Raw genomic sequence first — 14,465 nt, 5'->3', positions numbered from 1 at the left:
CCCGGCCCATGCCCTCTTCCACTGTTCCACGACGGGACGGCTACGGCGCCCGGACGGTGCACGGGTCGACATCAGCGGCCGGTCCCGCGCACGGCAGGGCTCCCGGCCTTCCCATGCTCAGGGCGGCGGCAGGGCGCCCCCGAGCCGGTCGGCGGGCGCCCGCCGCGATGCGCGTCCGGGGCCTCCCGGGCTGCGATGCCGGCGGGCCTGAGGGACCTGGCGGTGGTTCAGGATCCGGCCCGAATCACCGCACGGTTTGACTGTTTTTCGCCTTCGCCGCTTCGAAATAGTCGCCACCTTTGCGTTTGACGTCGTCCGTGCCCCAGGCCTGTTCGCCTTCTTGGGCCATGGGCTCTCTGTCTTCGGTCCGGGGCCGCAGTGGCATTTTGGCCAGCCTCGGTATGTGCTTCGAGCAATGGATGTACGCCTCTTCGACCTCGACCTCGACCCACATCTGGGGGCGGCGCCCCGGCAACGGATCGAACGGCAGGGCGGGATGGTCACGGCGCATGGTTTCGTCGGGGATCAGGCGGGCCCGGCCATTGATGTGCAAGCCGATGCGATCCACGGAGAAGTCGATGAGCAGGAGACCGACGTGCGGATTCTCGCGGATGTTGCCGAGCGACGCCATGACGCCGTTTCCCCGGTATTCCGGGTAGGTGAGGGTCGCGTCGTCGAGAACGTGCAGGAACCCGGGCGGGCCGGCCCGGAAGGTGCTGTCGCATTCACCGCGGCTGTCCGACGTGGCGAGGAAGAACATCTCCTGCCGGGCCACGAACTTCCTCATCCTGGCGTTCAGCCGGTCCAGCACCTGTTCGTCGTAGAAGCGATCGGCGCGGCCGGTGGTGGCCAACTCGCGCTGGATCTCGTGCTCTCCGTGGCTTCCGGGCCGGTCTGCCCGCTGGTCCTGGTGCAACGGTCCTCCTGACAGGCGAGCCAACGCCTGCATCCGAGCTCTGCTCCGGTGGTCCTACCGGCGCAGGTGACTCCGCCGATCCCCTCGGAGGCCGAATAGCGCTGATCGGCCACGCACATGAGGGTAGAGCAGATCGTTCGAACGTTTCGGCGGGGGAGCAGAAGAAGGGCGGGCCGGTGCCGCAGTCGCCGATGGCCTTTCGTAAAGAATTCGAGGATCTGTGTGAAGAATGGATGGAAGCGTTGTCTCCCAGGAGGACTTCCGATGCGCAGCGTGACCTATTCGATGAACGTTTCACTTGACGGCTACATCGTCGGACCGGACGGCGGCTTCGACTGGACCGAGCCGGACGAGGATGTTTTCCGCTTCTGGATCGACGGGATCCGGCAGGTCGACGTCCATCTGCTGGGGCGACGGCTGTACGAGACGATGCTGTACTGGGAGACCGCCGATCAGGATTCGCTCGACGACGCGCAGCTCGAATGGGCCGCCCTGTGGAATCCGCTCCCGAAGGTGGTGTTCTCCAAGACGCTGACGTCGGTGCAGGGCCATGCCCGCCTGGCCTCCGGCGGACTGGCGGAGGAGATCGAGCGGTTGCGTTCCGAGCCGGGGGAGGGGGAGATCGCCCTGGGCGGCGCGAACCTCGCCGCGCAGGCCGCCGCATCCGGACTGATCGACGAGTACCGGGCCGTGGTCTACCCGGTGCTGGTCGGCGGTGGCCTCCCGTTCTTCCCGCGGGACGAGCGCCGGGTGGATCTCGAGCTCGTCGAGACGCGCACCTTCAGCTCAGGGGTCGTCCATCTCCGTCACCGCGTGACGCGCTGAGCCCGGTGGCACCCGCCACCGGGCCCAGGCCGGCAGGAACGGCAGCCGTGCGGCGAACCGGGTCACGGGTAGCTCACCAGGTGCGCCACGTTGGCCGAGGAGTTCGACGGGCCACCGCGGTCGTTGATGACGTGCCGGATGGTCCCGATGGTGGCTGGTGACCGCGCGGCAGATGCGCGTGCCAGGCCCCGCGTCACCAACCTCTCCGAACAGCACACCTAGGTGCGCGGTGAGGCGTCCAGGAACCGGTGGAGGGAGCTCGTCATGCCGGCGACGAAGGCGTCGCGGGTCGGGGTGTCGACGCGGTCCAGGGACAGGTACGGGTTGAGGTCCTCCAGCTCGACCAGGAGGAGATCGCCCTCCCGGGTACGGCAGGCGTCCACCCGCTGGATGCCGTGATCGAGGGTGTTCCAGTCGATGAAGCGGCGGGCGAAGCCGAGGTCGGCCTCCGTGGGCAGGTAGGGCTCGAGGACCCAGCGCCGGTCGGGATCGGGGGCGTGGAGGGCGTACTGGAAGGCGTCGTCGACGTAGTAGAACGACACCTCGTAGCGGAAGTCGACGCGGGGCTGGACCAGCACGTCGCCGTAGGCGAGGCCGTCCAGCCGGTCCCGGGTGACGAAGGTGAGGCCGATGGAGTCCGCCCCCGCCTTCGGCTTGACCACGTACTGCTCCGTCCGGGGCAGCAGGTCCACATCCTGCGGCCGGTCGACGGTGGGGATGACCGGGTATCCGGCTGCCGTCAGATCCAGCAGATACCGCTTGCCGGCCATGTCCGCCCGGCCCGACAGCGGGTTGTAGACCCGGGTGCCGCGCGCCAGGGCCTGGTTCCGGAAGGCGTCGTACTCCCTCTGGTAGTGGAGCACCGGGCCGCTGTTGCGGACCACGACGGCGTCGAAGGAGTCCATGAGGGCGGCCGCGTCCAGCGGGTGACACAGGGCGAGGTCGAAGTCGCTGCGCAGCCGCGAGGACAGGAAGACGTCCTCGTCGCCGTAGCGCCGCCCCCGGGCCGGGTAGGCGAGATCGGTCACGAACAGAACGCTGGGGCGGCCGGGCACAAGGCATCTCCTGGGTCGGTGGCCACCAATCTACTGACGCCGCCGGGCACGGCCCCGCGCCGGGTTCGGTCCCCCGATCACCGGCCCCGTGACATCAGCGGCGGCCGTGCCCACGCCCCGCGCCCACCGTCACCCGCCCGGGTCGCGACGCAGGCGGGTGAAGCCTGAGCCGCCGTCAGCTTCCCGGGGCATGCATGAGGATCTCCGCCGTATCCGGCCGGGTCGGCGGCATCGATGCGCTGGAGGCGAGAGTGATGAACCAACGCGCCGGACGGACGGGCCCCGACACCCTCAGCGTCCCGGTCCTCATCGTGGGCGGCTCCCTGGTCGGCCTGTCCACCTCGTTGTTCCTGGGACGGCTGGGCGTGCCCCACGTGCTGGTGGAGCGCCACGCGGGCACCTCCATCCACCCGCGAGGCCGCGGCAACAACGTCCGCACCATGGAACTGTTCCGGGTGGCGGGCGTCGAGAAGGGCATCAAGGACGCGGCCGCCACCCTGGCCGTCAACCACGGCATCCTCCAGGCGCCCACCCTGGTCGGCGACGCGGGCGAGTGGCTGTTCAGGGACATCGACCCGGGCGGCGGCCTGGCCCGCTTCAGCCCCAGCGCCTGGTGCCTGTGCAGCCAGAACGACCTCGAACCGGTGCTGCTCGACCACGCCCGCGAGCACGGAGGCGATCTGCGCTTCTCCACCGAGCTGATGTCGTTCGACAGCGACCCCACCGGTGTCACAGCCGTCGTCAAGAGCCGCGAGACGGGTGAGCACACCACCATCCGTGCGGACTACCTCGTCGCCGCGGACGGCCCGCGCAGCCCCGTGCGTGAGCAGCTGGGCATCACCCAGAGCGGGCCCGGCGACCTGTTCCACAACGTCAGCCTCACGTTCCGCTCCCGCGGTCTCGCCGACGTCGTGGGGGACCGTCACTTCATCGTCTGCTACCTGACGAACCCCGAGGCCGACGGCGCCCTGCTGCCGGTGGACAACCGCGAGAACTGGGTCTTCCACGCCCCCTGGCACCCGGAGAACGGCGAATCCCTGGAGGAGTTCACGGACGAGCGATGCGTCGAGCACATCCGCCGCGCGGTCGGGGTCCCCGACCTCGATGTGGAGATCACCGGCAAGGCGCCCTGGCACGCCGCACAGCGGGTCGCCCGCAGCTACCGGTCGGGACGTGTCTTCCTGGCCGGCGACTCGGCGCACGAGATGTCCCCCACCGGGGCCTTCGGCTCCAACACCGGTATCCAGGACGCGCACAACCTCGCCTGGAAACTGGCCGCGGTCATCGACGGCTGGGCGGGGGAGGAGTTGCTCGACACGTACGACGCCGAGCGACGCCCCGTGGCCGAGGCCACCAGCGCGCGGGCCGCGGCCCGGTCGGCCGAACACAGCCACCCCGGATTCGCCCCGCCCCCCGGAGCGGGCGGCGGTGGCCCCCAGAAGGGCATCCTCAACGTGGCCCTCGGCTACCGCTACCCGCAGGGCGCCGTCGTCGGCGCCGATCCGGCGGTGCCGGTGGTGCCCGAGCGCCTCGACCTGAGCGGCGGACCGGGCAGCAGGGCGCCTCACCTGTGGGTGCGCCGAGGCGACGAACGGCTCTCGACGCTCGACCTGTACGAGCGGTCCCTCGTGCTGCTCAGTGACGCCGCTGAGCCGAACGAGTGGCACGAGGCAGCCGTGCGCCTCGCCGACAAGCTGTCCCTCCCGCTCACGTCGTACCGGGTGGGCAGCGGAGCACCGGCGGACCTGGTGCCGGAGGACGACGCCGACTGGGCCGAGCGCCACGGCACGGGGCCCGGGGGCGCGGTGCTCGTCCGGCCCGACGGGTTCGTCGCGTGGCGGTCCCAGGGGCCGGACGCGGACGCCGAGGCGGTACTGCACCAGGTCCTGAGGACCGCGCTGGCAGTCGCCTGAGATCCCGAGCGCACCGGCGGGGGGGGGGGGGCGGCGGCGCGCGGGGCCCACCCCCCCCCCCCCCGCCGCTGCCCGCGTCACCTGTGCGGGGGAGTGCGACCGGCAGGCCGTGATCGCGCGGATCGCCTGATCCGTCCGGGCTCTTCCCGTACCGGACGCCTCCCGCCCCGTCACTCGCGTACGCCGTCCGAGTCGCGCGATGTGCGGGGACGGCCACAGGATCGAGGAACGCCGACGTCGCACCATCGCGACCGGTGCTCACTTTCCCCTCCGCGAAGGAGATGTGCGGGATGACCACCACGTCCGAACGGGTGGAAGGTTCGCGTGCGCGACAGGCGTCGCACCATGTCTCCCAGTCCGTGTTCGACGGTTCCCGGCTGCGCGTCGTCCTCCTGGTCGACGTCCACGACGGGGCCCAGCACCAGTTCCTCGAAGCTTACGAACAGTTGTGCAATCAGGTCGCGTCCGTGCCCGGGCATGTCAGCGACCAGCTGTGCCAGTCGATCGAGAACCCGTCCCAGTGGCTCATCACCAGCGAGTGGGAGAGCGCCCCGCCCTTCCTGGCCTGGGTCAACAGCGAAGAGCACGTGCGGATGGTGGAGCCGCTGCACAGCTGCGTCCGCGACACCCGGTCACTGCGCTTCCACGTGGTCCGCGAGACCGGCGGCCCGGCGGCGGGCGCCGACCAGGCACGCAGGCTCCAGACGGCGCCCCGGATCGGCGACGGCGTGATCCGGCACGCGCTCACCTTCACCGTGAAGCCCGGCAGCGAGGAGATCGTCGCCAAGATCCTCGCCGACTACGACTCGCCCGAGCCCAAGGTCGACGACACCACGCGCCTGTGCCGCACCTCGCTGTTCATGCACGGCAACCGGGTGGTGCGGGCCGTCGAGGTGCGCGGCGACCTGCTGGCCGCGCTGCGCCACGTCGCCCGGCAGCCCGAGGTGCGGGCCGTCGAAGAGGCCATCAACCCCCATCTGGAGCAGGACCGGGACCTGGGCGACCCCGAGTCCGCCCGGGTCTTCTTCACCAGGGCCGCACTGCCGGCCGTCCACCATGTGATGGCGGACCGGCAGAACGCGCAGGCCGAGCGGTACGCCCTGTACTACCCGGCGCGGCCGGAGCGCGGGATGCAGCTCGCCGAACTCCTGGCCCATCGTGACGAGACGGCGGCGGACGACCCGCGCAGCCCCGTTCTGCGGAGCACGATCTTCCAGCGCGACGACGTCGTCGTACGGCTGATCGACGTGCACGGCGGACTCGAGGCGGCCGACCCCGGCCACATCCTCGGTCTGTCCGACTCGGCGCAGGTGGCCGAGCTGACGACGCTGCTGGACGAGACCGCGGGCATGGACGTGGTCGCGTCGAAGGACGGCAGCCTCGCGCGCCTGCTGGAACTGGCGCGCATGGATCTCGTCACCGACCGCCGGTCGCCCGACGCCTGATTCGCCATCCGGCGGGAGAGGCGGTGCCGCCTCTCCCGCGTTGGTGCAGCACCTCAACGGAGGAACCCGTGATCACATCTCGTCCCAACATCGTGAGCCTGAGCGACGTCGAGCCCAACCGCCGGCGAGGCGGTGACCTGCGCGCCATGCTCACTCCGGCCGCGGTGGGCGCCACCAGTGGATTCATGGGCGTGGCCCTCATCGAGCCCGGTGACCGCATCGGTGAGCACTACCACCCGTACTCCGAGGAGTTCGTGTACGTGGTGTGCGGGCAGCTCGAGGTGGACCTGGACGGGGAGCCGCACCCGCTCCAGCCCGAGCAGGGGCTGCTGATCCCCGTCAACATGCGCCACCGCTTCCGCAACGTCGGCAACGTGGAGGCCCGGCTGGTCTTCCACCTCGGCCCCCTGGCGCCGAGTCCGCCGCTGGGCCACGTCGACACCGAGGAGACCGACGTCCAGTCCGCGGTGGTGGGAGCGGAGGCGGCCGAACGACGTCAGGTCCGGTCATGACGAGGCGCGTGGCGGTCACCGGCATAGGTGTCGTCGCTCCCGGCGGCATAGGCGTGCCGGCGTTCTGGGACCTCCTGGCGGACGGACGCACGGCGACACGGGCCATCACGTTCTTCGACCCGTCCAGCCTGCGCTCGCAGATCGCCGCCGAGTGCGACTTCGACCCCGCCGCCCACGGCCTGGACGAGCGGGAGACGGAACGCAGCGACCGCTACATCCAGTTCGCCCTGGTCGCGGGGGACGAAGCGGTACGGGACGCCGGTCTCGACCTCGCCGCCGAGGACCCGTGGCGGGTCGGCGTCTCACTCGGCACGGCGGTCGGCGGCACCACCCGGCTGGAGAACGACTACGTCCTGGTCAGCCACCGCGGGCAGCGCTGGGACGTGGACCACCGGGAAGCCGGCCCCGACCTGCACCGCGCCTTCACGCCCGGCTCGCTCGCCTCGACGGTGGCGGAGCGGTTCGGAGCGCGCGGCCCGGTGCAGACCGTGTCCACGGGCTGCACCTCCGGACTCGACGCGGTCGGGTACGCCTTCCACACCGTGGAGGAGGGCCGCGCCGACATCTGCATCGCCGGCGCCTCGGACTCGCCGATCTCCCCGATCACCATGGCCTGCTTCGACGCCATCAAGGCCACCTCCCCCAACAACGACGACCCGGCCCACGCCTCACGCCCCTTCGACGCCGACCGCAACGGCTTCGTCATGGGTGAGGGCGGCGCCGTACTCGTCCTGGAGGAGCTGGAGCACGCCAGGGCCCGCGGCGCCCGCGTGTACTGTGAGATCGGCGGGTACGCCACCTTCGGCAACGCCTACCACATGACGGGCCTGACCAGCGAGGGCCTGGAGATGGCCCGCGCCATCGAGGACGCCCTCGACCACGCACGGCTCGACCCCACCAGGGTCGACTACGTCAACGCGCACGGCTCGGGCACCAAGCAGAACGACCGTCACGAGACCGCCGCGGTCAAACGGGTCCTGGGACCGCACGCCTACCAAACCCCCATGAGTTCCATCAAGTCGATGGTGGGCCACTCCCTGGGCGCCATCGGAGCGATCGAACTCGTCGCCTGTGTGCTGGCCCTGACCCACCAGGTGGTACCGCCGACCGCGAACTACGAGACACCCGACCCCGAGTGCGACCTGGACTACGTCCCCCGCGTGGCCCGTGAGCGCAAGCTCGACAGCGTGCTCTCGGTGGGCAGCGGATTCGGCGGGTTCCAGTCCGCGGTGGTCATGAACCGGCCGAGGGAGAAGTCACGATGAGCGAACCTCGTCCACGGCGCGCGGCCGTCACGGGAATCGGTGTGGTCGCGCCCAACGGATCCAGTACCGAGACCTTCTGGAAGTCCACCAGGGAGGGCATCAACGTCCTGGACCGCGTCACCCGGGACGGCTGCGAGCATCTGCCGCTGCGGGTGGCGGGCCAGGTCCGCGACTTCGACCCGTCGGCTGCGATCGAGGAGCGCTTCCTGGTCCAGACCGACCGGTTCACGCACTTCGCGATGGCCGCGGCCGACCTCGCGCTGGACGACGCCCGGCTCCCCCGGTCCGTGACCGACGAGGTGCCGTTCTCCGTCGGCGTCGTCACCGCGGCCGGTTCCGGCGGCGGCGAGTTCGGACAGCGTGAACTCCAGCAGCTGTGGGGCAAGGGCAGTCGCTTCGTCGGCCCGTACCAGTCCATCGCCTGGTTCTACGCCGCCAGCACCGGGCAGATCTCCATCCGCCGCGGCTTCAAGGGTCCCTGCTCGGTCGTCGCGGCCGACGAGGCCGGCGGCCTGGACGCTCTGGCCCACGCGGCACGGGCCGTACGGCGCGGCACCGACGTGATCGTGGCCGGCGCGACCGAGGCGCCGATCGCGCCGTACTCGATGGTCTGCCAACTCGGCTACGAGGAACTCAGCACCGTCGACGACCCGACCCGTGCCTACCGCCCGTTCACCAGCGCGGCCTGCGGGTTCGTGCCCGCCGAGGGCGGCGCCATGGTCGTGGTGGAGACGGAGAGCACGGCCCGGGAACGGGGCGCGCCGGTGCGGGCCCACCTGGCCGGACACGCGGCGACCTTCACGGGGGCCTCCCGCTGGGAGGAGACCCGGGAAGGGCTCGCCCAGGCCGTCCGGGGCGCTCTGGCGGAAGCCGACTGCGCCCCCGAGGAGATCGACGTGGTCTTCGCCGACGCCCTCGGCGTACCGGAGGCGGACCGCGCCGAGGCCTTGGCCATCGCCGACGCCCTCGGGGCCCACGGCACCCGGGTGCCCGTCACCGCGCCGAAGACCGGGATCGGCCGGGGCTACTGCGCGGCACCGCTGATGGACGTCGCGGCGGCGGTGCTCTCTATGGAGCACGGTCTGATCCCGCCCACCCCCAACGTCTTCGACATCTGCCACGACCTCGACCTCGTGACCGGCCGGGCCCGTACCGCCGAGGTACGCACGGCGCTGGTGCTGAGCCGCGGGCTCATGGGGTCGAACTCGGCGCTGGTGCTGCGGCACGGCGCCACCGACGCCTCGTCCTGAGGCGGCGCGGAACAGGCAAGGAAGGGAAATGGCATGAATGACCGCATCACTGTGGAAGAACTCGCCGAACTCATGAAGAAGTGCACCGGTGTCACCGTCACTCCGGAGGAACTCCGCCGCGACGAAACGGCCTTCGAGCAGCTCGGTGTCGACTCGCTGGGCCTGCTGGGCATCGTGGGCGAGCTGGAGAACCGGTACGGCACGCCGATGCCCACCGACGCCGAACGCTCCAAGACGCCCCGGCAGTTCCTCGACCTCGTCAACGGTGCCCTTCTGGCAGGAGCGTGACATGACCGGACACACGCAGAACGAGATCACCATCGCGGCCCCCCTGGACCTGGTCTGGGAGGTGACCAACGACCTGGAGAACTGGCCGCAGTTGTTCAGCGAGTACGCCTCCGTCGAGATCATCTCCCGGGAGGGTCACAAGACGACCTTCCGGCTCACGATGCACCCGGACGAGAACGGCACCGTGTGGAGCTGGGTCTCCGAGCGCGAGCCCGACCGCGAAACGCTCACCGTCAAGGCCCGCCGCGTCGAGACGGGCCCCTTCGACCACATGAACATCCACTGGCGGTACGAGGAGGTACCGGCCGGTACGCGGATGGTCTGGACGCAGGACTTCGCGATGAAGCCGGACGCGCCGGTCGACGACGAGTGGATGACGGACAACATCAACCGCAACTCGAAGGTGCAGATGGGCCTGATCCGCGACCGCATCGAGAAGATCGCCGCCGAACGCGGTGCGAGTCCCGGTATGAGCCGCTGAGCCGGACGGAGACCAGTCCCATGCACCAAGCCCTGATCGTCGCCCGGATGGCCCCGGGATCGGCGCCCGACATCGCCAAGATCTTCGCGGAGTCCGACCGCGGGGAGCTGCCGCACCTCGTCGGCGTGACGCGGCGCAGCCTCTTCCAGTTCGGCGATGTGTACATGCACCTGATCGAGGCCGAGCGGGATCCCGGACCGGCCATCGCCAAGATCACCGGGCATCCCGAGTTCCGGGACGTCAGCGAGCGCCTGTCCGCGTACGTCAGCGCGTACGACCCGGACACCTGGCGTTCCCCGAAGGACGCCATGGCGCAGCGCTTCTACCTCTGGGAGCGCGAGCCGGGCGGCTGACCGCAGCCGGCACTCGACGGCCGCCGGGTCCGCAGCGTCGCGGACCCGGCGGCCGCCGGTCTGTCTGCATGGAGGGAGTCCCGGGATCACCGGGCCCCTCGGTACGCGGTCGGCTCAGCCGGGGATGTGGCAGTCGAACGCGTGCAGATAGGGGTTGACCGGACTGATGTCGTCGATGACCAGGCCGGCCTCGGTGAGCCGGTCCACCATGCTCTGCCGGGTGTGCTTCGCCCCGCCGACGTTGAGCAGCAGCAGCAGGTCCATCGCGGTGCTGAACCGCATGGAGGGCGAGTCGTCGACGAGGTTCTCGATGACCACCACCCGTGTCCCGGGGCCGCCGGCCTCGCGGACGTTGCGCAGCGTGCGGGTGGTGCTCTCGTCGTCCCACTCCAGGATGTTCTTGATGACGTAGACGTCGGCCTTCACCGGGACGGCCGTCCGGACGTCGCCGGGCACGACCTGGGCGCGGTCCGCGAGGTCGCCGCCCGTGCGCAGTCTCGGGACGGCGTTCTCCACCACCCGGGGCAGGTCGAGCAGCGTCCCGCGCAGGTCCGGGTACTTGTCCAGCAGGCTCGCCACCACGTGCCCCTGGCCGCCGCCGATGTCGGCGACCGAGGTGCATCCCGTGAGGTCGAGGAACGCGGCGACGTCCTGCGCCGACTGGACGCTGGAGGTCGTCATGGCGCGGTTGAAGACGTCCGCCGACTCCGGGGCGTCCTCGTTGAGGTAGGGGAAGAACTCCTTGCCGTACAGGTCCTCCACCACGTTGCGGCCGGTACGCACGGCCTCGTCGAGCTTCGGCCAGACGTCCCAGGTCCACGGCTCGGTGCACCACAGCGTGATGGCGCGCAGGCTGTGGGGGTCGTCCTCGCGCAGCAACCGGGAGACGTCGGTGTGCGCGAACGTCCCGTCGGGGCGTTCGGCGAACACGCCGTAGCAGGACAGGGCCCGCAGGACCCGTCGCAGCGGGCCGGGTTCGGCCTTCACCGCGGCCGCGATGTCCTCCACGGCCATGGGCTGGTCACCGAGGGCATCGGCGACGCCCAGCCGGGCGGCCGCGCGCAGGGCGGCGGCACACGCCGCCCCGAACGCGAGTTCCCGCAGTCGCATGGACGGCGGAGGAGCTGGCTGAGTGGTCGTCATGTGCCGCCTTTCTCCTTGGATCGAGCAGAGTGATCACTGAACAGTCGTGGAACTCTCAGGCACGCCGGGGGCGTGTGCCGGTGTGCGGTCAGCACAGACCGGCGGGCTTGGACGACAGGCAGGAATTGCCCTGGAACGTGTTGCCCTCGCCGGGGTCCGTGTTGACCAGGTCCGCCGGGGAGTTGCCCTCCAGCAGGTTGTCGCTGATCCGGTTCCGCTCGCTGGGCGTGCCGACGAAGCTCTTGAAGACGACGATGCCGCCGGAGAGCGGGGACGTGCCGACGTTGTCCCTGATCACGTTGCGGGTGATCAGGTTGTCCTCGGTGCCCGTCAGGACGATGCCGGACCCCTGCAGGGCGTCCAGCCGGGCGGTCTTCGGGCAGGACTTGTTGTTCCGCTCGATGCGGTTCTCGCGCACGGTCACGAGGCCGGCCTTCGGCTTGTTCTCGTCGCCGACGACGAACACCGCCGCGCAGTTGCCCGTGAGGTGGTTGCGCGCGACGGTCAGGTTGCGCAGCCGGCGGACGGTGACGCCGATCCGGTTGCCCTCCAGCCGGTTGTGCTCCACCACCGTCCCCCCGGTGTCCGTGGCGCCTTCCTCCTCCTTCACCGTGTTGGCGAGGAAGAGGCCCGCGTCGCCGTTGTCCCGGGCGGTGTTGCCGCGGAACACCCCACGGGCCGAGCGCTCCGTGGCGATGCCCCACACCCCGTTCCGGACCGCGGTGACGTTCCGCACCGTCAGCCCGTCGGCCTCGTTGGCGTGGATGCCCGTCTTGGCGAACCCGGTCACCGTCAGGGAGGCGATGGTGACACCGTCGACGCCGTGGTCCTTCGTGCCCGCGACACAGATGCCGTTGCCGGCCGCGGCACAACTGCCGGCGGCCCTCGCGGTGCCCGCTGTGCCGGCGGGAAGGGTGGTGGTGCCCGCGCCCGCCTCCGGTACGAGCACCGTGCCGCGGCCCATGCCGCGCAAGGTGAGTCCGGGCGTGGTCACGTCGACGCTTCCGTGGTGGGTGCCGTGGGCCAGCAGAACGGTGTCACCCGGCCGGGCGCTGTCCACCGCCTTCTGGATCGATTCCCCGGGTTTCACCAGATGGACCGTGTGGCCGGCGGTCGACGGAGCGGCCCCGAGGCCCGTCCCGAGCAGCGCCGCAGCGCACGCCAGGTATGCGATATGGCATTTGTTCATACCGCGCAGGTTATGTCCAGAAAGGTCAAGAATCGGTGGGATGGGCCATCCGGCGGCGTGGCCCTGCCGACAGGGCAGCGGGTCGTGCGGGGCGGCGCCCCGAAGGACCTCTCAGCCCCGCGGTGCGGTGTCGGGCAGAGCCGTGTGATCGGGGTGCCCACGGGTGCGGCGCTCTTCCTTGAGCTCGGCCTCGTAAAGGTGGTCCCTGCCGTCGGCCAGGTCCCGGCGCGCCTGGCGCTCCGTGGCTTTGAACGGCTCGTAGTAGGTGGCGTCGTAGGCCTCGATGATCTGGAAGGTCCAGTGCCCCGGAATGACATTGCGCCCCGTGATCTCGCGGCGGATCCGTTCCGCCCATTGCGGATGCCCGGCCGCGTGCATGAGGTCGAACGCGCGGTCCAGCTCGAAGTCGGCCCCGCCCGTCAGCTGGTGAAAGGCGTACAGGTGACCGCGCGCACGCTCGGTCGTCTCCAGTGCCTTGGACAAGGCCCCCAGAGCCTCGACGGTGGCGTCGGTCATGCCGGGTGGACGGCGGTGGGCTGCGTCCGGTCCCTCGTGGTGATCACTCATGTAGGACTGACTGCCCCGTCGGCGGCTGCTCCCATCACCGGCATTCGGGCGACGCGCGGGCCGTGAGAGATGCTCAGAAGGCGTAGCGCACGCGCAGCCACGGCGCGTGGTGGTCGATGAGGGTGCGCAGGGTCCGCACCGCCTCACCCTTGACGTCGTTGCGGTAACGGAGGTTGAGGGCGCCGTTCTCGGAGCGCTTGGCCTGCTGGAGTTCCGGGCGCCACAGGACGTCCTCGGCGCGGGGATGCCAGCCGAGGTTGACCTCATGCAGGTCCCGGTTGTGGGTCAGCATGATCACCTCCGCCGCGGCCTGCTGTTTCACCCGCCGGGGCAGGACGTCGTCGAGGTGGACGAGCAACTCGGCCCAGGCGGCCTCCCAGCCGGGGCGGACGACCACGGGGGAGAGGTTGAAGTGGACCTCGTACCCCGCGTCCAGGAAATCGGCCGCCGCGCCGATGCGCTCGGCGACGGGCGAGGTGCGCACGTCGAGCAGCCGGGCGTCGTCCGGCGGCATCAGCGAGAACCGGATACGGGTGCGGCCACGCGGGTCGAGGGCCAGCAGGTCGGGATTGACGAACTTGGTGGCGAAGGACGCCTTGGCGGTCGGCCACTGCCGGAAGGCGTGCACCAGATCCGCGGTGTTGTCGCAGATCAGTGCGTCCACCGAGCAGTCGCCGTTCTCCCCGATGTCATACACCCATGAGTGCGCGTCGCACTGGTTCGGCTCGGGCTTGCGCCCCTGCCGCGCCACGTGCCGGGCGATGTGGGCGATGATCCGGTCGATGTTGGTGAAGACGGTGACGGGGTTGGCGTACCCCTTGCGCCGGGGGACGTAGCAGTAGGCACAGGCCATCGCGCAGCCGTTGGAGGCGCCGGGCGCGATCCAGTCCGCCGACCGGCCGTTGGGGCGTGTGGTGAGGGTCTTCCGCGCGCCCAGGACCAGCGTCTCCCCCTTGACGCGCACCCAGCGCTCGATGTTGCCCTGGTTGCCGTGCAGCCCGGAGAGACGCCAGTGGGACTCCACCGTCGTCACCCGCGCGTCGGGGAACCGGGCGCTGATCTGCCTCCCGCGAGGGGACGCGGCCGCCGCGGGCTCGGCGTAGATCTCGCGCACGGGCAGCAGCCGGCGAGCCGCGGCGGAGGAGCGGAAGGAGGGACGCCGGTCGGCGGCGTCCGGTCGAGCCGTGAGGGCGTCGAGTCCGAACAGTGCGCCGGAGTCGTCGTCGGGGGCGCCGGACCGGTGGTGCATGCGTGCTCCCGTAT

Annotated in this window: 15 protein-coding genes; 9 read left to right on the top strand and 6 right to left on the bottom strand. The window is 70.7% G+C overall.

The window, feature by feature from the left end:
* Positions 1-244: 244 nt before the first annotated feature.
* Positions 245-916 carry a pyridoxamine 5'-phosphate oxidase family protein gene (locus K4G64_RS01225; protein WP_260459827.1) on the bottom strand — a complete coding sequence of 224 codons (672 nt, stop codon included), beginning with the start codon at positions 914-916 and terminating at the stop codon, positions 245-247.
* A 264-nt stretch (positions 917-1,180) separates the two neighbouring features.
* Between K4G64_RS01225 and K4G64_RS01220 the strand changes: the two genes are divergently transcribed.
* Positions 1,181-1,741: a dihydrofolate reductase family protein gene (locus K4G64_RS01220; protein ID WP_221754144.1), complete on the top strand. Its 561-nt coding sequence runs from the start codon at positions 1,181-1,183 to the stop codon at positions 1,739-1,741.
* A 218-nt stretch (positions 1,742-1,959) separates the two neighbouring features.
* Here K4G64_RS01220 and K4G64_RS01215 read toward each other — a convergent pair whose 3' ends face one another.
* The gene (locus K4G64_RS01215) at positions 1,960-2,796 is read right to left on the bottom strand and encodes a hypothetical protein (protein ID WP_221754143.1); all 837 of its coding nucleotides are present in this window, start codon (positions 2,794-2,796) and stop codon (positions 1,960-1,962) included.
* 254 nt (positions 2,797-3,050) lie between these two features.
* On the opposite strand from K4G64_RS01215, the gene K4G64_RS01210 reads away from it, so the two are divergent.
* The 8 genes from K4G64_RS01210 (at position 3,051) to K4G64_RS01175 (ending at position 10,303) form a co-directional block, all read left to right on the top strand.
* Positions 3,051-4,709, top strand: a complete 1,659-nt coding sequence (locus tag K4G64_RS01210) for an FAD-dependent monooxygenase (protein WP_260459851.1) — start codon at positions 3,051-3,053, stop codon at positions 4,707-4,709.
* A gap of 290 nt (positions 4,710-4,999) precedes the next feature.
* Entirely contained in the window at positions 5,000-6,154 is a 1,155-nt protein-coding gene (locus K4G64_RS01205; protein WP_221754141.1) for a SchA/CurD-like domain-containing protein, read from the top strand.
* A gap of 68 nt (positions 6,155-6,222) precedes the next feature.
* The gene (locus tag K4G64_RS01200; RefSeq protein WP_030847753.1) at positions 6,223-6,666 is read left to right on the top strand and encodes a cupin domain-containing protein; all 444 of its coding nucleotides are present in this window, start codon (positions 6,223-6,225) and stop codon (positions 6,664-6,666) included.
* Complete coding sequence (locus tag K4G64_RS01195) at positions 6,663-7,931, top strand: beta-ketoacyl synthase (RefSeq protein WP_221754140.1); 1,269 nt, start codon at positions 6,663-6,665, stop codon at positions 7,929-7,931. Before K4G64_RS01200 ends, K4G64_RS01195 begins: the two co-directional genes overlap by 4 nt.
* The gene (locus K4G64_RS01190) at positions 7,928-9,181 is read left to right on the top strand and encodes a ketosynthase chain-length factor (protein WP_221754139.1); all 1,254 of its coding nucleotides are present in this window, start codon (positions 7,928-7,930) and stop codon (positions 9,179-9,181) included. Before K4G64_RS01195 ends, K4G64_RS01190 begins: the two co-directional genes overlap by 4 nt.
* A 33-nt stretch (positions 9,182-9,214) precedes the next feature.
* Positions 9,215-9,469, top strand: a complete 255-nt coding sequence (locus K4G64_RS01185) for an acyl carrier protein (RefSeq protein ID WP_097222665.1) — start codon at positions 9,215-9,217, stop codon at positions 9,467-9,469.
* Between the two features lies 1 nt (position 9,470).
* Complete coding sequence (locus K4G64_RS01180) at positions 9,471-9,950, top strand: SRPBCC family protein (RefSeq protein WP_221754138.1); 480 nt, start codon at positions 9,471-9,473, stop codon at positions 9,948-9,950.
* Positions 9,951-9,970: 20 nt separating this feature from the next.
* Positions 9,971-10,303: a TcmI family type II polyketide cyclase gene (locus K4G64_RS01175; protein ID WP_221754137.1), complete on the top strand. Its 333-nt coding sequence runs from the start codon at positions 9,971-9,973 to the stop codon at positions 10,301-10,303.
* A 114-nt stretch (positions 10,304-10,417) separates the two neighbouring features.
* On the opposite strand, the gene K4G64_RS01170 is transcribed toward K4G64_RS01175, so the two are convergent.
* The 4 genes from K4G64_RS01170 to K4G64_RS01155 form a co-directional block, all read right to left on the bottom strand.
* Positions 10,418-11,446, bottom strand: a complete 1,029-nt coding sequence (locus tag K4G64_RS01170; protein WP_221754136.1) for a methyltransferase — start codon at positions 11,444-11,446, stop codon at positions 10,418-10,420.
* Between the two features lie 88 nt (positions 11,447-11,534).
* A complete protein-coding gene (locus K4G64_RS01165; protein ID WP_221754135.1) occupies positions 11,535-12,635 on the bottom strand; it encodes a nitrous oxide reductase family maturation protein NosD in 1,101 nt (366 codons plus the stop codon).
* A gap of 111 nt (positions 12,636-12,746) precedes the next feature.
* Positions 12,747-13,202 carry a hypothetical protein gene (locus K4G64_RS01160; protein WP_221754134.1) on the bottom strand — a complete coding sequence of 152 codons (456 nt, stop codon included), beginning with the start codon at positions 13,200-13,202 and terminating at the stop codon, positions 12,747-12,749.
* Positions 13,203-13,275: 73 nt separating this feature from the next.
* On the bottom strand, positions 13,276-14,451 hold the full coding sequence (locus K4G64_RS01155; RefSeq protein WP_221754133.1) for a spore photoproduct lyase family protein: 1,176 nt from the start codon (positions 14,449-14,451) through the stop codon (positions 13,276-13,278).
* Between the last annotated feature and the right edge of the window lie 14 nt (positions 14,452-14,465).

Source organism: Streptomyces sp. WAC04114, from assembly GCF_019733245.1.
In the GTDB taxonomy this organism is placed as follows: domain Bacteria; phylum Actinomycetota; class Actinomycetes; order Streptomycetales; family Streptomycetaceae; genus Streptomyces; species Streptomyces massasporeus_A.
Note: the sequence above shows the minus strand (reverse complement) of the source record. Positions and strands in the feature narration are given on the sequence as shown.